Genomic DNA, 20,344 nt, shown 5'->3' on the forward strand with positions numbered 1-20,344 from the left:
AATTCAGCCTCCTCAACGGAATAAATAAGAATTATACCTAAACTTTAAAGTCAGAGTCAAAAACAAGGTATTTAAGATATAGTAAATTCCAGAATACAGAGGTGTCAGACAATTCAATGTTACAAGCAACATCCCAAATATGTTCAATGCAACTGCCGTATTTTCAGTTTGAATACTTACTTCTCTGTGAAAATATGCTAATTTTATCATCGAAGGTATCTTATCCACATCAGAGTACTGCAAATTAAAACCTGCTTTTACAGTATCCATTTCACCATTTCTATATAAATATATAACGGAATCGACATGCGGATACTTCAGATTGCCTTCAAACAATTTGTCTGCAGCTATTAAAATCGTACTGCCGCTTTCAGATTTACCAGCTATCATGCGGACTTCATCTTCGTATGAATTATTTTTATCGAGAATCCCCAGCTCCAGAAGATATGCAATATAATTTACAATACTATTTCTACTGTCCCCAATTATGAATATATTGTTGATACCCAGCATGCGCATCTTGTTTACGGCCAATTCCATATCTTTACTAACTAGATTACGTAATTTCCCCAGCATCACTAATTTCTGTACAGCGTATTTATCCAAGTTCAGATCATACGTATTATAATTTTTAAGTTCACTTTTAAAAACTTCTTCTTCTATAAGCAGTGCATTTATACTGCAAAGTTGATTCAAAGAAGTATTATCTTTAACATATATTTCATACCTGCTTAATTTGGCAGATATATAATAGCAGGACAATCCGGCCAGGGCAAATAAAATCCCCGGATACCCCAGTATGAATATCGAGATGACATTGGCAGCATCACCTGTAAACAGAAATACAGCAGCGGATATAACTATTGAAGCCTTCAGTATTTTAAAAGAAATGCCATATTCACCTTTATATAATCTCTTTGAATATCTTTTTCTGAACAGAGATAATGGATTAACCGCATCAATAAAAATTTTCAATAAAGATGGATTATATTCATTTTTGAAAGCGGTTGATTCGATCAATCGCTTCTTATTAAAACCTCTTCTTACTATAATTGCTATTTTGTTCTCATCAATTTTTGCATCATCATAGTATATGAGAACGTTTCCAGTATTTTTATTCACATTAAAAGATGATATACTGCCGTATCCAGCCAATTCACTCCATATTCCAAATGCCTTTTCATCATTTCTCAACAGCCCTTTTACATTAATCCTGACTCTTCCGGGAAGCGACGAAACAATCCTATCCTTCATCCATTGAAGCCTTGTGCTTTCTTTTACGCTGGTATTGTGCCTCCGCCACTATATCCTCAAATCCCTCTTTTGCCCCGCAGGCCAGTTCGGTAGTCTTATCTGCAACTGCCAGTACCGATCCCACAACACCAATTGTCATCTTTCTCAAAGGAGCACACAGAGTTTTCCTTACTGAGAAATTTCCCATATTTTCACTAAAATTTCTATCGTTTTTGTCAATATCGTCAAGCTTAGACAATATATTTTCTACATTTTTATTCACCTGCTGAAATTTATCATTCATACTTTTAATGTTGTTTTTTAAATCGGATCTGTCATCCTGCAATTTTTTCATCTGTGTGTTTACCTGACTGTATTTTTGTTCAAGAGCATCTAATTTTTTTTGTAATTCCTCAAGACGAATTCCATTACCATTATCCATTTCACAATCAACCTCCCTTTAAAATTATAATCAAGCTTATTATTCACAGTTTTTCTTTAATAATACATAATTTATAATAATTTTTTGTGATGCAAACTCTAATCAACTGATATCTTATATTCAATTTTATATTCATTAGCAGTCCCTTTATTTGCCTATGCATCAATTTCTGATGCTCTTTTCTTTGATTTGCCAGGTTATTTCGGTCCAATATCTTTTCACCCGAAATATTCCATTTAAGCAGTTTTCCAACTGCACTGCTCCCGCATGTTTCACTTAAAATATAAGACGTACTGAAATCTATGACATACTCACAAATAGAGGTTATTACCTGGGTAACACCAGCATTGTTTACTGTTTCTTCTATAATTTCACTATAACAATTTTCCACTAATTTTGCAGATGCGGAGTTTAAACACGGATATTTCCCATCTCCGCCAATCTTAATGCTAATCTTATACAGTATGCTCTCTACACATTCCTTGATTTTGCAATCCGATAATATCTTGTCCATGAAATTCTCTTTTCCATGCAATATCAAATTGTCAGACAGCATAATAGAATGGACAACTTTCTGCTCCATATACGGGGAAAAAAACATGTCCAATTCTTTTTCAACTAGCAAAATGCAGCACATTTCAAGTTCGTTTACATGCTCTGAAGAATAAAAATGTAAATCTGGCATAATAACCTCCCTGTTATTTTTAATAACATATTTTCAATACAAATAGCCCATTGATCTTGACAGCCTTAGAAAGCTTGTACATAAAATCTAATTTTCAGTTTTGAAAATCTGAATGAATTTTTGCAGTTCACCTGTCATATCATTGATATTATGAATCTTGCCGCATATATCTCCCATAGTCGTCAGCTGTTCTTCCATAGTGGCATTAACCTCCTCAGTAGTTGCCGAGCCCTCCTCAATTATACTGGATGTACTTTCCACACAGTCCTCAACTTCGTCTTCATTGTCTTTCATCTTGTTCATTTCTCCATTCAATACTTGGATGTCCTTCGCCAATTCATCAGAATTGTCTATTATGGATTCAAATATCTTTACGGTTGTTTCCAATTTATCATTAGAATTTTTAGCAATCTGTGTTGTATGAATAAATTCTTCTCCAATTTTATTTACAGAAGTACTTATTTCAGTTACTATCTTCTGTATTCCTTTAGCAGAATTTGAAGATTGTTCCGCAAGTTTGCCCACTTCATCAGCTACCACGGCAAAACCTTTACCCACCTCTCCGGCCCTTGATGCTTCTATGGCTGCATTCAATGCCAGCAGATTGGTCTGTTCGGCGATGGACTCTATCGAGGTTGTAATAGTCTCTATGGACTGAGATTTATCTGCTAATTTTTTCATATGCACCGCAGCATTTTGTATTGACTCGTAATTTTTACTGAATTCTTCCTTCAATTGATTTACAGATGTTATCCCAAGCCGGTTCTCATCCTCCGTGTGTTTGGCATATTCAGTGATCTTATCAGTACCTTTATCAATATTGTCCAAACTCTTTTTAAGTGTGGAGAATCTATCCGTTATTTTGGACATATAGCCAGTTTGTTCAACTGTACCTTTGGCAATCTCATCCACAGCTCTGCCCACATTCCTGCCTGCCAAAATCAGTTCATCCATCTGGCTGCTTGTACCTTCATTATAGCTTTGAACATTTTTAATCATTCTCTTTACCTTGTCAATAAGCGTGAGCTGTTTGGATATTACATCATTGAAATTTTTTGATATCTCTCCCAATTTATCCTGTCGCTTCAAAAATTTCTCTTTAACCCCGACAGTGAGATCACCTGTAGAGACAGAATCCATAGCTTTATTGAGATTATACAGCGGCCTGGTGACAAATTCTGAAATCAACAGGGCAGCTAATATACTGATGATAAACATAAATATAACTATTATCAGAAAAATATTATTCTGTGTCCTTACATCTGAAAAAGCAGCATCATATGGAACTGTCGTCACTATCCCCCAGTTGAGATCCGCCATGGGCGAATAAATTGCCAGCAGTTTTCTGTCATCGAAATCATAAATACCCTGACCACTCTTACCTGCAGCAGCATTTTTCACCGGTAAAAAATTTTTATACATGGATGTTTTATTGAAATTTTCCCAATCTTTGTGGGCAACTACCAATCCATTATTATCCACTATAAAAGTATTGTCATCTTTATTCTTCTGTACGTCGCCTATAATTTTATTCAATGCATTTACATCAATAGTTGCAGTAATACAACCTACAAAATTTATTCCCACTTTTATAGGAACACTGTAGTAAAATTCCAGAGGCTTGCCATTGATCTTGGATATTTTTACATTTGAATACCGAACTTTACCGGAAACTGCACTGTGAAAATATTCCTCTCCCGAAATGTTTTTGTAAACCCCCGACGTATTATAGATAATCTGCCCTTTTGCATCAGCAATGGATATACCATCAATGGCTTTATTGGATCTTGCCCCTTGAATCAGAATACTCTGGAAAGTATCATGGTTCATTGATTTAATATTGGGGTTGTCGGCCATTGACTGCATTTGACTCTTGATGCTGTCAAGATTGAACTTTATATCGTCATTTATTCTACTTATTAATTGTTCATTTGACAGATATATATTTTTCTTGATTAGATTTGAAGAATTGATGCTTATGTATATTCCGCTGCTTACAAGAGGCACGATAACAAGAAGTGTGAGAATAAAAACCAACATTGCCTTAAAATCTTTTTTTATGTTGAATGAGCTGAAGCTCAACAGCTGTTTTATATTTTTCATAATTATATCTCCTGTCATATTTAATTTTTCCAATTTTCATGATTTCAATCTAATCACCTTAATTAAATTTATTGTATTCTTCCTCTGTTTCAGGTATTTTTAATCCTCCGGAAGTTATTTTTACTTTGAGCCCATTGACTTCATTCAAAATATTTTTAGGAACGAGCCTGTTGGTAGTAGGTGCTATATCAACCCCACCTTCAGCCAAACCATATTGTATTGTAGCTCCTCCATTCCACTTGCCTTTTTTTAAATCCCTTGCCACATCATACACTACATTGTCAACTCTTTTCATAGCAGAAGTCAGGACATTTTTGGGTGCCAAAAAGCTCTGATCCGAATCCACTCCTATACAATATTTGCCCATTTCTTTGGCACATTCTATCAATCCATTACCCGTGGCCCCTGCAGCATGGAATATTATATCTGCTCCACCACCGTACATCCTGGCAGCAATTTCTTTGCCTTTGGCCGCATTATCAAATGAACCCGCATACTCGCTCACGACCCTGCAGTCGGGGTTTGCATATCTGACTCCTGCCATATATCCATATTGAAATTTATGCATCAATTCACTTTCAACACCTCCTATAAATCCCACGGTATTCGTCTTTGTCATCTTTCCCGCTATATAACCTACAAGAAATGAACTTTCATTTTCTCTAAATGTCACTCCTACTACATTAGATGGAGTGGCATTGCCATAGCTATTGTCTATTATCGCATATTTTTGTCCCGGATGTTTTTTAGCTTCAGATTCAACAGCATCCGCCATTATGAACCCAACACCCCAGATAAGATCTCTCTTACTTCCCGTACTTGAAACAGACTCCAGATTTTTAACATAATCATTTTCATTTTTCGTCTCCAGGTAACTCGGTTTCACCCCCAGATCCTTCTGGGCTTTTTTAAGACCTTCCCATGCAGATTGATTAAATGATTTGTCGTTAATACCTCCCACATCCGTTACAACACCTATACTAAGAGGAGTCTGACTGATTTTATTTTCAGAATCCAAATATCCACGGGTGTTATTACAACCTGTAAAAGCAATAGAAATACACAAAATCAGTAAAAATGCACTGCAGATGGTTCGTTTCATATTATTCATCTCCTGTAAAATTTTATAAATCGATATTATATGAAACCTCTCAAATTACAAAAATAATATCACAGGAATATTAATAATACATTACACCTTTGTTAAATCCAGATATAAAGCCGGCTTACCGGCAATATTCAAAATGAAGATCAGAGAATAATTTATAATCCTGCTGGGAAATATAATTTAAGTAACTTAAAGCAAATAGGTGAGATCAATAGCTTGTAACGGGGAAAGGTGATGTAACAGAGTGTTTTATTCAAATAATAAGATCAAAAATTCCATCGACGATTATAATTTCCTATACAAAAGAATGCGGATACCGGTTAAATCCATTTATAGAAACCAGCCGGCAGTAAACCCAATAATCAAATACATAATGTCCATAAAAGGTGTAAAATCAGCCAAAGCCAATATCATAACCGGTAAGGTACTGATTTTATTCGATGAAGATATAGTATCCGATATATATATTGAAAGACAAATCAACATTTACATGAAAAAAAGCAAAATCAGTCATGATTCCAATATAATTAAAATAAATAACATAAATGAGGAAACATCACTGCCAATAAGTTTTGAAAATATTAAACCTCCGCTTCATAACAGCATGCAAGTGCCATGGCACACAATGGACAAAAATGAAATTAAAACTGTATTTAACACGGATCTCAAATATGGTCTAACCGGCAAAATGGCATCAAAAAAAATAAAGGAACTGGGATTAAATGTGCTGTCAAAGAAAAAGAGGACTTCACTAATTTCCAAAATTCTGAAAAGTCTAAACGATTTCTCGGTAAAATTGCTCCTTGGAGTCAGTGCATTTTCATTTATTCTGGGGCAGATTCCGGATGCCATAGCCATACTCAGTATAGCCTTCGTTGAAACCATACTTGGAACTATCCAGCAGCACAAAGCGGAAAAATCCATATACTCTCTAAAAAATATACTGGTACACAGGGCCACAGTACTCAGAAATAAACGCAAAGTCTGCATAGATGCCAAATATCTGGTTCCCGGAGACATAATTCTAGTACAATCAGGAGATAAAGTTCCTGCCGACGCCAGGATAATTGAATGTAACGATTTAAAAACCACAGAAGCATCGTTAACCGGCGAATCGACTCCAGTAATTAAATCCACTGATCTCTGCAGTAAATATACTGAACTTGGCAGCAGATGCAACATGCTATTTACGGGAACTAACATTATCTGCGGTACAGGTAAGGCAATTGTAGTAGCTACAGCAATGAATACTGAAATAGGGAAAATTGCCGCAATGCTTCAAAATATAAAACCTCAGGCAACTCCCCTTCAGACAAAAATGCAAAATTTCACTACCAAATTGACCAAGATATGCCTGGCCTCCTGTGCACTTATCGGATTCGGAGCCCTGCTTGCCGGTAAAAGTCTAACCCAGGTCCTTACCATGTCAGTAAGTTTTTCCATAGGAGCTCTGCCTGAAAGCCTTCCTGCCATAGTCACTGTTGCCATGGCATTAGGCGTACAAAGAATGAGCAAGGAAAATGTTATTGTAAGAAAGTTAAATTCTCTGGAAACATTGGGTTCAACCAATATAATCTGCTGTGACAAGACCGGAACCCTCACCATGAATGAAATGACAGTCAGGAAGATCTATACGGATAAATGTCTCTATAATATAACCGGCTCAGGTTACAGCCCGGAAGGAAATATCAGTCTAATTGAAGGAAAACCTTCAAAAGAATCCAGCCTTGAAAGGTTATTGGCCGTGGGAGTAATCTGCAGCAATGCAACTTTAGTAAAACGCGGCGATAAATGGATGGCCGAGGGTGATCCGACAGAAGGTGCACTAATAACAGCAGCCCATAAACTCAACTTAGATGAAAATATGCTGAGAAATCTTAATCCGCGGATAAAAGAAATTCCATTTGACAGCACCAGAAGGTTCATGACTGTGATAACAGAAGGGTCAAAAGGTAAAATTGCCTTCTGCAAAGGTGCACTCGACCGTGTCATCCAAAAATGCAAAACCGTCTATGAAGATGGAGCCGAAAGGCTCTTGACATCGACAGATAAAAAAAGACTCATGTCAATAGGTGATAAAATGGGTGAAAAAGCCCTTAGAATTTTAGGATTTGCATACAAAAAGATCAATCACAAAAGTGCAGAGAACATCGACGACAATTTTGTATTTCTAGGAATAACTGGAATGGAAGATCCTCCAAAAGAAGGTGTCAAAGACTGTATAAAGAAATGTCACAGGGCAGGTATAAAAGTCGTCATGATTACAGGCGACTATAAAAATACGGCAGCTGCCATAGGAAGGGAACTGGGCCTATTGACCGACGGGTTGGTCATGTCAGGGAATGAACTGGATGACATAAGCAAAGAGGAATTGAGCCGCAAAATCCGGAAGGTACAGATTTTTGCAAGAACTTCGCCTGAACAAAAACACAGAATCGTAAAAGCCTTCAAAAGGTTCGGATATGTAGTTGCCATGGCTGGTGATGGAGTCAATGACGCCTCTGCTATTAAAGAGGCGAACATAGGTATAGCCATGGGAAATAACGGAAGTGATATAGCTAAAGATGCTGCAGCCATAACTCTCGTTGATGATGATTTTTGCACAATAGTAAAAGCTATCGAAGAGGGAAGAACTGTCAATAATAATATAAAAAATTCAATGAAATACCTGCTGGCGGGAAACCTCGGTGAAATAATCGCTATCGCCGCTGCTTCTGCTGTAGGAGGGGTCGCCCCACTTATTTCCATGCAGATACTGTGGACAAATTTGATTTCAGAAAGCATCCTGGGTTCTGCTTTAACTACAGAACCATCTGGTGAGGATGTGATGAAATCAGCACCTTTAAGAAGAGATGAACCTCTGATCAGCAAAAAATTAGGACTGCAGATTGCAAGAAGAGGTATTGGAATAGGTTTAACCACTTTTGCGATATTTGAAGGATCACTGCTGTTGGGAGCAAGCTTGAGCAAAGCTCGAACCCTAGCTTTTTCCAATTTAATTTGCTCCCAGCTTTTGAATCTATATGATTGTAGAAGAAATAAAACTACACTGCCAAATAAATATATAAATATTGGCACTGCATCCTCCATGGCCATGTTATTGGGCATAATATATCTGCCTTTCATAAATCCATACTTTGGTACACAGGCATTGACACTGCTGGATTGGGCTGCCATAACAGGCATGTGCATGATAGGCAGAATATAACAAATTCCCGGGTTAAAGCTCATCCTGACAGGGATTTGCCTTACCCGGGAACAATTATGTATTTTTAGGCAGTCGTAGGAGTTTTATCATCCTCCAATTTCAATGAACCTCTTGCCGGAGTCTTAAACTTTGGTATTTCAAATATTATGGCCAGTATTGACGCAGCCCCTACAAGATACGGATACCACAGATATTTCATTATCAAAAATGGTGAAACTGCTGCAAGACTGGAAGCAACTAAAAGTTGGGCGCCATAGGGTATACATCCCTGTATAAAGCATGAAAAGGTATCTAAAAGGCTGGCAGTTTTCCTTCTGTCCACACCATAGCTTTCAGACAAATCCTTGGCCAGTGAACCGACTATAATTATGGAAACAGTGTTATTAGCAGTACACAAATCGACTAAACTCACCAATATGCCGATTCCGAATTCGGCACCTTTTTTGGAATGAACTCTCTTCTGTATTACATTTAGTAAAAAATCTATACCTCCATTAACTTTTATCAATTCACCCATGCCGCCTATAAGGATGGATATTATTGATATGTCCTCCATACCTGCAATACCTTTTGCACAGAGTTTAAATACTGTAAATATATCAAAAGATCCATAAATAAGGCCTATTGCAGCTGCCAATACGGTGCCCCCAATCAGCACCAATACCACATTGAAGCCCGTCAAAGCCACCACCAGCACAGCTATATAGGGCAGTATCCTGATAAGCTGATAGTTATAAGGTCCTGTATGTTTAACCTGCATGCCTGAAGTTAAAAATGCATATATAATCAATGCTATAATGGCTGCGGGAAATACTATTTTTATATTGGCCTTAAATTTATCCACCATCTCACAATCCTGAGTCTTTGTAGCAGCTACAGTAGAATTTGATATCATAGATAGTCCATCGCCAAACATAGCTCCGCTGACAACAGCAGCTACCAAAAACGCAATAGGCAGACCTGTCTTTTTAGCAACCCCGATTGCAATAGGTGTCAATGTCACTATGGTACCAACGGAAGTTCCAAGTGACATAGATAAAAAAGAACCGATTATAAATATGCCAGCCACCATGAAGCCAGGCGGGAAAACAGCTAGTCCCAAATTTACGGTAGAATCCACAGCTCCCATGGCTTTACTCACTTCTGCAAAAGCTCCTGCCAATATAAAAATTAAACACATAAGTATTATACTGGAATCTCCCGCACCTTTACAAAATCTTTCAACTTTTAAATCTATGGGTATTTTCTTATTTTGAAGTATAGCTACGGTAGATGCAATTATCAAAGCTACAACTACAGGCATTTTATAAAAATCTTTCATTACAATTGAAACCCCAAGAAATAACACCATAAATACAACTAATGGCAGTAAAGCCATGGCATTACCTTTTTTCTTATCCATTACTTCAAATACCTCCTTTAACGTTTTCATAGTAAATTTCAGAATATCTAATCCAATTAAGTCGTAGCATTTATTATGCCAAAAAAATAAAAAAGCAATAACATGAATTAAAAAGTTATGTAAATATTTCAGACCACTTTTCTCATGCATGTGTAAAAATACATTTACACATGTAAAAAATCTTTTACAATTATTGCATGATTTTATTTTTCCATAGATAAATTATAACTTTAAAATCTGCAATTTAAGCCAATATAAAAACTTTTAATATAATCCATATTATTCTATAATGATTTTAAATAAAGATAATAAAATAAAGCCTACTGAGAAATCTCAGTAGGCCAGATTATTCTAATTAAAGAATTGTAATATTTTCTGCTTCTGTTCCTTTTCTACCTTCTCCTATGTCATAGGAAACCTTTTGTCCTTCCTCAAGTGTCTTATAACCATCTGAATTTATTTGAGAATAGTGAGCAAAAGTATCTTTTCCATCTTCTCCTGTAATAAATCCATATCCTTTATTTCCATTAAACCATTTAACTGTACCCTTCATTATAATAAGTACCTCCTAAAAATTTTATTTCTTAAACTCACTGTAATAACCTATCAAATAGAATTTCGATATTAACGTACATATTATAATTATAAGTACCTATTGAAATATATTTTCATTTAAATTAATTACGATTCATTTAAGTTACAGATTTAGTATAACATATATTATACTACAAAGCAAATTGTTAACCATCCCTAAATTATTTTCCTTAAATTACCAGAATAATAAATTGATTTTTGCACATTCTATTTATATAAAGATATCAATGTGCTCAAAATATTAAGATTTATATGAATTGAAATGTTTATTCCCGGTACATTGGTATTTACTTTACACTGGAGATGATGAATCTCCAGTGGTTTAAATTGGTACCCCATATTAAATTTCTATATTTTTTCCAGGGATTTAAATTTAAGCCCTGGATTTTTTATATCCTATTTAACTATTGTAATTTATATGTAAAATTATATTGGGTAAAATATCACCTTAAGTAAATACTAAAGGATAAAATTTACTGTGCCTGTGCTAAATAGACACATTATTTTACATGAAAAGTATTAAATTAATAAAAATACCATAAATGAGTATATTTTTTGCTTTAACTATAATATAATGATAAGGTATGTAGGTGAGAAATTACAGAGAAATTGTAAATTCACAAAATCATGTTATACGAGAAAGAACTTATATACAAACAAGTAACTTCTTCCAAAAGTTACTTGTTATTTTCTTTTTCAGGTTTGTCTATATTAACTTTGACATCTAAATTCAATACTCCGGTAATTGAAAGCACTACAAATACACAAAAAGAAAAAGTCCATTCATATTTAGCTTTAATACTAAAATAGAAGTATTGTACCTGCTGCTACAGGAACCATTACCATTGCAAACTTCAGGATAGGTTCCGGAAGCCGTTTTGTAAATTTTGCTCCTATGTAGGAACCTATCATGGTTCCTGCAACTACCTCAAGTAAAAGCTTTATGTTGAGGTACCCAAGGCGATAGTACCCAGCTCCTCCTGCAAGGGCTATAGGTATTATTATAAGCATTGTTGTACCGGCAGATTTCCTCACAGACATACCCATTATAAACAAGAGTCCTATCTGTATGAAGGAAGCCGAACCTATTCCGAATATGCCGGATATTGCACCACATATAAAACCTATTCCAGCACAGTAGACCCAAAATTTAGTACCTTCTGGAATATTGTCGTAATTCATGCTTTCCCCCCGCCTCGAAACAATAGCCATTCTAAGCCATAATATGAGTGCTGATAGATAAAGCATGCCAGAAGTCATCCATTTCAGATCATCAGGCGATATAAAAATAGAGCAGTTGGAACTTATCCAGGCACCAGCTGCTCCAAATATACCTGTTGTAATTCCCACTTTTAATAGTATATTATTTTCTCTGTAATGGCTTACAGTGCCCGATATCGAAGAGAATATCATTGCGGCAAGAGCTGTACCAAGAGCTGTGTGTATGGGAAATCCAAATATTACGGTAAGTATGGATATTATAAATCCTGAACCACCTGCCCCTACGAATCCAAGCACCATGCCCACTAAGAACATGGTAAATATAATTTGTATAACCAAAATCAAGACACCCTTCTTACAAGTTGTAAACTTCAATAATATTATTTTACCACTTACAACCAACTTATTGAATAATAAAGAAAGCACAGCAACATATAAAATGCTGCTGTGCCGTACTATCAGTACAATTGTCAGGCTAGCTGACCTGGCCTTTGACCCCACACTCGCCTGCTGGAATTTTCACTACCCGGACTTAACCTCTCATTACTAACCCTCTCGCATATCTAACGGCAGGACTTACTTCTAAGCCGCACCATGCTCATCAAATATTTTATTTAATTTACGTGGATCGTTTTGCCTGCGGCTGGCATCGACTTTCAGCCACAAACCTAGCCTGACTATTAAAATTATACTCTACTTTTTGCGCCAGTCAATATGTCAACTTTTTTTGCTCCACTTTTCAAAAGTTCAAGACTGCAATAAAAAACAGTGGCACCAGTTGTTATAACATCATCCACCAATAAAACACTTTTGTCATTGATGAAATGGTTATCAAACACCTTAAAGCTTCCCTCAATGTTATTCCACCGTTCCTTCTCATTCAATCCTATTTGATCCTTGGTATCTTTGATTTTAGTCAGGCAACTCACAACAGGTTTTCTAAAATATTTTCCGAGGGTTTTTGCTAAATATTCACTTTGATTATACCCTCTTTTTTTAAATGACTTTTTCGTCATAGGAACATAGGTCAATACATCAAAGGATATATCGTTGCTATGTATGGTGTCTTTCATATAGGAGGCTATGACATTTCCCGATCTAAAAGAGCTTTTGTATTTCAATTTTATTATAAGCTCCATCATGGATCCCGAATAGTATGAGCTGCTGTAGCATTTAAATTGGTGACAACCTTTTCCAATTTTGAAACTGTCTTTACAGATTTTTATATTATTTTTACATGATTTACATATATATCTATCATTATACAAATCACTTTTACAGAGAATACATTTTTCATCTCCACAATATATCAGTTCCAATATGCAATCCCATAAAAAGCTTAAATTTTCAACAAATCCATGTCCCATGCTTCTCTATTAAAGTTGCTGGTTATATCCTTGGCCTTCCGCATATCTTCCGTCTTCAAATTGGCCACCATTATAACCTCTCCCTTTGAATTTTCTCCACCTCTCTTTACGTTCCCACACAGATAGACAAATTTTTTATAATCAAAACTCGTATTGTCTGCAAAATACACCATCACATTTGAATTTTTTCCACAGGATATAACTTCATCAAAACTATCTGTTATCAGTATTGAATTCTTCATTGGATAAAATTCCTCTCTATTAATAGAACAAACAATATTTTTACATAAATTTCTGCAATAATTGTATATATACGAATAAACATTTGTTATCTTCAATTTATCTGGAACGTATATTACAACTCCTGTATTTTTACTCAATGACCATTTTAAATAGTCATATACCACGAACGGAATGTCTCTATTCATGTCAAATCTGGTAAGTACAGTTCTAGGCTCCACTATAGGCCCCCCCTCCGCAAGAGGGAAAAACAATTCCTCACCATTCCCGGATATATTTTCTATGGAATATACAATTGCTTTACCATGTCCGCACATAAGCCTGTGGATCAAGTCAATTACCTCATATTTACCATGCAATGGGAAGCTATTTATATCATCATATATTATCAATTGAAATTTTTCCCTTAATTTAAGTGCATTGCAGAAGTTACATACTTTAAATAGACAGTTTGCATTATTTTTTCCATCTTTTACATAGGTATAGCCCTTAAAATCCGTATATTTTTTTATATTGTTTATTATGTCAACGTTGCTGGGTTCTTCTTCTGTAACATAGAGCACATCTTTATTTTGCCTTGTATATGCATTGATAATGTCCATAAAGATCCTTGTAGAATTATATGGAGGAGAAATAACATTTAAGATTTGTCCACCGGAGTTATTCCACTTTATTATTTCACCTGCCGTATCCTTTATTTTATTGGTAAAGTTCATCTCATTCCAAGGTAACATTTGTTTCACTCTCCATTATATCCATTATTCGATGTTTTAATAGGGAATATCTTTCAAAACTTCTATTATTATTTATCATAAATTTTAAAGCATTCAGATCTCCTACCAGTACAACCATCTGCTTCGCCCTGGTTACAGCAGTATACAAGAGGTTTCTGTTCATAAGCAAAGGCGAACCCATGAACATTGGAAGAATAATTACTGGGAATTCACTGCCTTGACTTTTATGTATAGTTATTGCATAGGACAATTCCAATTCATCCAGATGCATGCTGTCATATATGACTTTTTTATCCTCATCAAAAATAACAGTCAATGTATTTTTATCATTGTCTATATCCTCAACATATCCAAAATCGCCATTGAAAATTCCCATACCTTCCTCTGAATTTTGTTCTGAAATTCCAGTCCATTTTAAAGAATAATCATTTTTTATCTGCATTACCTTGTCACCTGTTCTAAATACAGCGGCTCCATTCCTTTTTTCCTTCTTTTCAGAAGATCCCGGGTTTAGCACCTTCTGTAATTTTACATTTAGATTTGACACACCTAAAATACCTTTTCTCATGGGAGACAATATTTGAATATTATGCATTTTATTCCAGTCTTTATTGAAATTGGGCAGTCTTCTGTTAATTAAGTCTATTATCGTATTCATTATAGCCAGAGGTTCCCTGCACTTTATAAAATAAAAATCCTTGAATTTCTTATTCAAAATTGGCATTTTCCCAGAATTTATTCTATGGGCATTTACTATAATCATACTTTCTTTCGATTGTCTAAATATTTCTTTCAACTTAACTACTTTTATGCAGCCGCTGTCTATAAAATCCCTTAGTACATTTCCCGGTCCCACTGAAGGAAGCTGCTGCGCATCTCCCACTATTATAAGCCTTGTTCCAACTGAAATGGCCTTCAACAGGCTATTCATGAGCATTATATCTATCATGGAAGCCTCATCTACAATCACAACATCACATTGGAGAGGTGACTCTTCACTTCTGGAGAAAAACATAGCTTTTTCATCGCTTTCCACTCCCATATCAAGTAATCTATGTATGGTCTTTGCCTCCCTCCCAGTGGCCTCTGACATTCTCTTCGCCGCCCTACCGGTAGGTGCTCCCATAAGGACTTTATAATTTGCCTTTTCAAATAGTTGAATTATACAATTTATAATTGTGGTTTTGCCCGTACCAGGTCCGCCAGTTATTATCTCTACACCATTTTTTACAGCTCCCTCAATGGCTTCCTTCTGAGAAGGCGCAAATTCAATGCAATTTATTTTTTCAAATTTTTCAATTTCTCTATCTACATCAAAGTTTATATCCTTATAATTTGCAAAAGCTAAAGTCAAAATTTTTTTAGTCACACTTAATTCACAATAATAATATGTCATTGGAAATACACAGAGTTCACCACCGCACTGTTCCAGTTTTATTTTTCCGTTTATAGAATTTTCATACAAATTCTTTTCAAGTTCCTTTTCAGTCACACCAAGTACATCTTTACCTTTTTCCATAAGCCTGCCTATAGGCATATAGGTATTTCCCAAGCTACAAAATTTATTTACCACATACCTTATTCCACTCTGTATCCTGAAATCAGAATTTTTTTCTATTCCAAGGCTGCTAGCTATTCTGTCAGCTGTTTTAAAGCCTATTCCGGCAATTTCTTCTGTAAGTATATAGGGATTTTCTTTTACCTTACGCACAGAATCGCCTCCAAATTTTTTGTGTATTTTCACACATTGATTTGGAGTTACACCATAAGTTTGTAAAAAAATCATTATATTTCGTATTTCATTTTGTTTAGAATATGATTTTGATATTAAAGCTATTTTTTTCTCTCCTATGCCCTCAATTTCCCTTAATCTATTTATGTCATCATCCAGTACATGAAGAGTATTCTCTCCAAATTTCTTTACTATTTTTCTGGCAGTAACAGGTCCTATGCCGGATATAACTCCAGATGCCAGATATCTCTCTATACCAGTAACGGTGTTAGGTGTTATTTCCTCACAAACCTGAACTTTAAACTGGCGTCCAAAATGGGGATGCTGTACCCATTCTCCCAGGACTTTCAGATTCTGTCCTTCAACAATATAGGGTATGCATCCTACTATAGTTACCGTATTTTCTTCTTCTTTCATTTTAGCAACTACATATCCATTATCCTTATTTTGAAATATTATATCCTCTATAATTCCCTGTAAATCCTGCATAGAATCTCTCCCAATTAAATAACTATCAAATTCTATATCTCTGAATACAATTATAACACATCAATTTAACTTTAAAAAAGAAGTGCTGTAAAACTATTTTTAAAAATAATTTCAAGGCACTTCCCTTTATATCTAAATATATTTTCTTATTTCGTCAACCTTATCTAATTTCTCCCAAGGCAAATCTATATCCGTCCTGCCAAAATGTCCATAGGCTGCAACCTGCCTGTATATGGGTCTTCTTAAATTCAAATCTTTTATTATAGCAGCAGGTCTCAAATCAAATACCCTCTTCACTATATCAACTATTTTCTTTGCTGGCAATTTTCCTGTACCAAAGGTATCCACATTTATGGACACTGGTTTTGCCACCCCTATAGCATAGGCAAGTTGTATTTCTAATTTATCCGCCACGCCTGCAGCTACCAAATTCTTTGCCACCCATCTTGCAGCATAAGCAGCGGATCTATCTACTTTAGTCGGATCTTTTCCTGAAAATGCACCGCCGCCGTGTCTTCCATATCCGCCATATGTATCCACTATTATCTTTCTCCCTGTGAGTCCCGAATCTCCCTGGGGGCCTCCAACCACAAACCTTCCTGTAGGATTTATAAGATATTTAGTATCTTTATCCAAAAATTTGGATGGTACAACTGGTCTTATGACATTTTCAATTATATCTTTTTCAATCTGCTCTTTAGCTTCCCGTTCATCATGCTGGGCAGATACCACTATATTGTCAACCCTAATCGGTTTATCATCTTCATATTCTATGGTTACTTGGGTCTTGCCGTCCGGTCTCAAATATTTCAATGTACCGTCCTTTCTAACCTGTGCCAGCCTCTTTGCCAATTTGTGGGCCAAACATATGGGCATAGGCATGTATTCAGGAGTTTCATTAGTTGCAAATCCAAACATCATACCCTGATCTCCCGCTCCTATGTCATCTATTTCCTCCATCTGTCCACTTTTAGCCTCCAGGGATTTGTCAACTCCCAAAGCTATATCTGATGACTGCTCATCTATAGAAGTCATTACAGAACAGGTATCACAATCAAATCCATATTTAGCTCTGGTATATCCTATTTCCTTTACGGTCTTCCTTACTATTTTAGGAATATCAACATAACAATTAGTTGATATTTCTCCTATAACTAATATCATTCCTGTAGTAGTGGCAGTTTCACATGCTACCCTGCCATAAGGATCCTTCTCCAATATGGCATCTAGAATAGCGTCTGAAATCTGATCACACATTTTATCCGGATGTCCTTCTGTAACTGATTCAGATGTAAATAACTTTCTCACTTTCAATACCTCCACATCATGTAAAAATAAAAGCCTCTTCCAATAAGAAGAGGTTAAATAATTAACAGCTCTCTTATCTTGCAAATCACGTTGCAGGAATTGGCACCTTGGTAAATTTAAAAATTTTCCCTGGTTGCCGGGTTTCATTGGGCCTTTTTCCCTCCACCTCTCTGGATAAGAGTTTTTTACGGTAAGCTTACAATATTCACAAAATAAAAAACACTTTTCAGTGCTCTTGTGGTGGAGGAAGATGGATTCGAACCATCGAAGTCACTGACAACAGATTTACAGTCTGCCCCCTTTGGCCGCTCGGGAATTCCTCCACATATTGTACTGATATAGAATTCATTATAAAAATGGTGGGCACAACAGGGCTCGAACCTGTGACCCCCTGCTTGTAAGGCAGATGCTCTCCCAGCTGAGCTATGCGCCCGTAATCTTAACATCATTATTGGTGGAGGAAGATGGATTCGAACCATCGAAGTCACTGACAACAGATTTACAGTCTGCCCCCTTTGGCCGCTCGGGAATTCCTCCACATTGGTGCTGGCAGTAGGCTTCGAACCCACGACCTACTGATTACAAGTCAGTTGCTCTACCAGCTGAGCTATGCCAGCACATTGTAATAAATACAACGATGTTTAACGTTTAACGTAGTTTAGTATACATTTTTATAAGGTTATTTTCAAATTTCATATTCCATTGAAATTCAATATTAACTGCTTATTTCTCTTTATAACTCAACATCTCTTTTAAAATCATATACATATAATTTAGATCTAATATTTTACATGAGTCAATCATATAGATTATATATAGTGTACCCCATAAATATTATCATAAGCACTGCATGCATAAAAGAAGGTGAATGTATTGAGTAAAATAAAATCAAATTATAAAAACCCGCTGGCATACTACGACTTAGCTTATTTCTTGAAAGATCATATAAATAAAGATAACATTATAGTGTGCATCGGCACAGACAGATACATAGGAGACTGCCTCGGCCCCCTAGTAGGTACCCTGTTAAATCGTAAAAATTTCCCACTTCCCGTCTATGGCACAATCTCAGAACCAATACATGCTTTAAATATTGAAAATAAATTAAACAGCATAAAATCACTTCATCCCCACAACAGTATCATAGGAATTGATGCCTGTCTGGGCGAGATTGAATCCATTGGTGAAATACAAGCAAGAGATTTTCCCGTACACCCTGGTAAAGGGGTGGGAAAATCTCTCCCAAACGTAGGAGATTCATCAATAATAGGGATAGTTGATTCAAACAATAGTGAAGGTATATTCAGCAGCAGCAGTAATATACGTCTAAATCTAATCCTAAATATGGCTGAAGTAATACTTCATTCACTAATTCATTCATATTATCTCTATAATCACAAAATGTAGCTATGACATATTTAATCTATCAAGGTTATGTCATCACCTGTAAAAACGACTTCCATCTTATCCAAATATCCGAGAACCTTTCCCGTACCCAAAGCCACACAGGATACTGGATCTTCAGCTACATACACGGGGACACAGGTTACTTCCTGTACTAAATCGCTCAAACCATTTAGCAAAGCCCCTCCTCCAGTCATGACAATTCCCTTTTCAGCTATATCTGCAGACAGCTCTGGAGGAGTTTTTTCCAATACTGCCTTGGCTGTGTCTGCTATGGCATTTACAGTTTCTTTTAAGGCTATCCTCATTTCTTTAGAAGACACCTCTATATTCTTTGGAAGTCCGGTAATTAAATCTCTTCCCCTTATTTCCATACTATTTTCCTCATCTTTATGAAATGCAGAACCTACTTTTATCTTTAAATCCTCTGAAGTCCTTTCTCCAATCATCAATTTGTGTTTTTTCCTAATATATTTCATTATGGCTTCATCAAACTTGTCTCCTGCAACCTTAATTGAGGCCCTTACCACTATTCCTCCCAGTGAAATTATAGCTACGTCGGTAGTTCCTCCTCCTATATCAATCACCATACTTCCGCTTGCCTTGGTTATATCAATTCCAGCACCTATAGCTGCAGCAAGAGGTTCTTCAATCAAAAATACCTTTTTTGCCCCTGCATTTTTAGCCGCATCAATTACAGCTCTTTTTTCGACCTCAGTAGCCTCACAGGGAATACACACAACTATTCTAGGCGCAGACATTCTCTTTTTCCCACAGGCTTTTCCTATAAAATATCTCAGCATCTTTTCTGTTACATCATAATCAGATATAACTCCATCCTTTAATGGACGAATAGCAACAATATTACCTGGTGTCCTGCCTATCATCTGCCATGCTTCTTCTCCTACAGCCAGTACTTTACTTCTGTTTTTATCTATGGCAACAACTGAGGGTTCCTTCAAAATCACCCCTTTGCCTTTCACATACACAAGTACTGTAGCCGTACCTAAATCTATCCCCATATCAGTTCCTATATTAAAAAACATCCTATTTTTCACTCCTACTCTAACTTGC

General features: G+C 35.9%; 15 protein-coding genes, 4 tRNA genes and 1 riboswitch. Of the genes, 2 read left to right on the forward strand and 17 right to left on the reverse strand.

Translation table 11 applies throughout. The annotated features are described in order from the left end of the window. Window positions 1–12 precede the first annotated feature (12 nt). The 5 genes from AB8S09_RS02940 to AB8S09_RS02960 form a co-directional block, all read right to left on the reverse strand. Window positions 13–1,254, reverse strand: a complete 1,242-nt coding sequence (locus AB8S09_RS02940; protein ID WP_369868465.1) for an HMA2 domain-containing protein — start codon at window positions 1,252–1,254, stop codon at window positions 13–15. Then, window positions 1,244–1,675 (reverse strand): hypothetical protein, encoded by a 432-nt coding sequence (locus AB8S09_RS02945; RefSeq protein ID WP_369868466.1) that lies wholly within the window; start codon window positions 1,673–1,675, stop codon window positions 1,244–1,246. Before AB8S09_RS02945 ends, AB8S09_RS02940 begins: the two co-directional genes overlap by 11 nt. 43 nt (window positions 1,676–1,718) lie before the next feature. Beyond that, window positions 1,719–2,360 (reverse strand): hypothetical protein, encoded by a 642-nt coding sequence (locus AB8S09_RS02950; protein ID WP_294181258.1) that lies wholly within the window; start codon window positions 2,358–2,360, stop codon window positions 1,719–1,721. An 87-nt stretch (window positions 2,361–2,447) separates the two neighbouring features. Next, window positions 2,448–4,463, reverse strand: a complete 2,016-nt coding sequence (locus tag AB8S09_RS02955) for a methyl-accepting chemotaxis protein (protein ID WP_369868467.1) — start codon at window positions 4,461–4,463, stop codon at window positions 2,448–2,450. Window positions 4,464–4,521: 58 nt separating this feature from the next. After that, a complete protein-coding gene (locus AB8S09_RS02960) occupies window positions 4,522–5,565 on the reverse strand; it encodes a BMP family lipoprotein (RefSeq protein WP_369868468.1) in 1,044 nt (347 codons plus the stop codon). A 250-nt stretch (window positions 5,566–5,815) separates the two neighbouring features. Here AB8S09_RS02960 and AB8S09_RS02965 point away from each other — a divergent pair, with 250 nt between their 5' ends. Continuing rightward, entirely contained in the window at window positions 5,816–8,779 is a 2,964-nt protein-coding gene (locus AB8S09_RS02965; protein WP_369868469.1) for a cation-translocating P-type ATPase, read from the forward strand. Window positions 8,780–8,843: 64 nt separating this feature from the next. On the opposite strand, the gene AB8S09_RS02970 is transcribed toward AB8S09_RS02965, so the two are convergent. From AB8S09_RS02970 to AB8S09_RS03020, 11 genes are all read right to left on the reverse strand, one after another. Then, a complete protein-coding gene (locus tag AB8S09_RS02970) occupies window positions 8,844–10,181 on the reverse strand; it encodes a Na+/H+ antiporter NhaC family protein (protein ID WP_294181264.1) in 1,338 nt (445 codons plus the stop codon). 355 nt (window positions 10,182–10,536) lie between these two features. Beyond that, window positions 10,537–10,734: a cold shock domain-containing protein gene (locus tag AB8S09_RS02975; protein ID WP_294181266.1), complete on the reverse strand. Its 198-nt coding sequence runs from the start codon at window positions 10,732–10,734 to the stop codon at window positions 10,537–10,539. Window positions 10,735–11,576: 842 nt separating this feature from the next. After that, window positions 11,577–12,497 carry a sulfite exporter TauE/SafE family protein gene (locus AB8S09_RS02980; RefSeq protein ID WP_294185258.1) on the reverse strand — a complete coding sequence of 307 codons (921 nt, stop codon included), beginning with the start codon at window positions 12,495–12,497 and terminating at the stop codon, window positions 11,577–11,579. A gap of 185 nt (window positions 12,498–12,682) precedes the next feature. After that, on the reverse strand, window positions 12,683–13,363 hold the full coding sequence (locus AB8S09_RS02985) for a ComF family protein (protein WP_294185255.1): 681 nt from the start codon (window positions 13,361–13,363) through the stop codon (window positions 12,683–12,685). Continuing rightward, complete coding sequence (locus AB8S09_RS02990) at window positions 13,336–14,337, reverse strand: hypothetical protein (RefSeq protein WP_369868470.1); 1,002 nt, start codon at window positions 14,335–14,337, stop codon at window positions 13,336–13,338. Before AB8S09_RS02990 ends, AB8S09_RS02985 begins: the two co-directional genes overlap by 28 nt. Next, on the reverse strand, window positions 14,321–16,558 hold the full coding sequence (gene recD2, locus AB8S09_RS02995) for an SF1B family DNA helicase RecD2 (RefSeq protein ID WP_369868471.1): 2,238 nt from the start codon (window positions 16,556–16,558) through the stop codon (window positions 14,321–14,323). The genes AB8S09_RS02990 and recD2 overlap by 17 nt, the downstream gene beginning before the upstream one ends. 132 nt (window positions 16,559–16,690) lie before the next feature. Continuing rightward, a complete protein-coding gene (gene metK, locus AB8S09_RS03000; protein ID WP_294185250.1) occupies window positions 16,691–17,866 on the reverse strand; it encodes a methionine adenosyltransferase in 1,176 nt (391 codons plus the stop codon). Between the two features lie 70 nt (window positions 17,867–17,936). Further along, a riboswitch (SAM riboswitch) is annotated at window positions 17,937–18,047 on the reverse strand. A 57-nt stretch (window positions 18,048–18,104) separates the two neighbouring features. Then, window positions 18,105–18,189: transfer RNA gene (locus AB8S09_RS03005), tRNA-Tyr, on the reverse strand. A gap of 34 nt (window positions 18,190–18,223) precedes the next feature. Beyond that, window positions 18,224–18,299, reverse strand: a tRNA-Val gene (locus AB8S09_RS03010). A 19-nt stretch (window positions 18,300–18,318) separates the two neighbouring features. Further along, a tRNA-Tyr gene (locus tag AB8S09_RS03015) sits at window positions 18,319–18,403 on the reverse strand. A gap of 4 nt (window positions 18,404–18,407) precedes the next feature. Next, a tRNA-Thr gene (locus AB8S09_RS03020) sits at window positions 18,408–18,483 on the reverse strand. Window positions 18,484–18,739: 256 nt separating this feature from the next. Here AB8S09_RS03020 and yyaC point away from each other — a divergent pair. Continuing rightward, window positions 18,740–19,273 (forward strand): spore protease YyaC, encoded by a 534-nt coding sequence (gene yyaC / locus AB8S09_RS03025; protein ID WP_369868472.1) that lies wholly within the window; start codon window positions 18,740–18,742, stop codon window positions 19,271–19,273. A gap of 11 nt (window positions 19,274–19,284) precedes the next feature. Here yyaC and AB8S09_RS03030 read toward each other — a convergent pair whose 3' ends face one another. After that, the gene (locus AB8S09_RS03030; RefSeq protein ID WP_294184874.1) at window positions 19,285–20,316 is read right to left on the reverse strand and encodes a rod shape-determining protein; all 1,032 of its coding nucleotides are present in this window, start codon (window positions 20,314–20,316) and stop codon (window positions 19,285–19,287) included. Between the last annotated feature and the right edge of the window lie 28 nt (window positions 20,317–20,344).

This window comes from Clostridium lapidicellarium (genome assembly GCF_041224415.1).
Lineage (GTDB): Bacteria > Bacillota > Clostridia > Clostridiales > Clostridiaceae > Clostridium_B > Clostridium_B lapidicellarium.

What these genes read in the sequence shown, in the direction of transcription:
- AB8S09_RS02940 (WP_369868465.1), bottom strand. Translation starts at nt 1,254, where the DNA reads ATGAAGGATAGGATTGTTTCGTCGCTTCCCGGAAGAGTCAGGATTAAT.
- AB8S09_RS02945 (WP_369868466.1), bottom strand. Translation starts at nt 1,675, where the DNA reads ATGGATAATGGTAATGGAATTCGTCTTGAGGAATTACAAAAAAAATTA.
- AB8S09_RS02950 (WP_294181258.1), bottom strand. Translation starts at nt 2,360, where the DNA reads ATGCCAGATTTACATTTTTATTCTTCAGAGCATGTAAACGAACTTGAA.
- AB8S09_RS02955 (WP_369868467.1), bottom strand. Translation starts at nt 4,463, where the DNA reads ATGAAAAATATAAAACAGCTGTTGAGCTTCAGCTCATTCAACATAAAA.
- AB8S09_RS02960 (WP_369868468.1), bottom strand. Translation starts at nt 5,565, where the DNA reads ATGAAACGAACCATCTGCAGTGCATTTTTACTGATTTTGTGTATTTCT.
- AB8S09_RS02970 (WP_294181264.1), bottom strand. Translation starts at nt 10,181, where the DNA reads ATGGATAAGAAAAAAGGTAATGCCATGGCTTTACTGCCATTAGTTGTA.
- AB8S09_RS02975 (WP_294181266.1), bottom strand. Translation starts at nt 10,734, where the DNA reads ATGAAGGGTACAGTTAAATGGTTTAATGGAAATAAAGGATATGGATTT.
- AB8S09_RS02985 (WP_294185255.1), bottom strand. Translation starts at nt 13,363, where the DNA reads ATGGGACATGGATTTGTTGAAAATTTAAGCTTTTTATGGGATTGCATA.
- AB8S09_RS02990 (WP_369868470.1), bottom strand. Translation starts at nt 14,337, where the DNA reads ATGTTACCTTGGAATGAGATGAACTTTACCAATAAAATAAAGGATACG.
- recD2 (WP_369868471.1), bottom strand. Translation starts at nt 16,558, where the DNA reads ATGCAGGATTTACAGGGAATTATAGAGGATATAATATTTCAAAATAAG.
- AB8S09_RS03030 (WP_294184874.1), bottom strand. Translation starts at nt 20,316, where the DNA reads ATGTTTTTTAATATAGGAACTGATATGGGGATAGATTTAGGTACGGCT.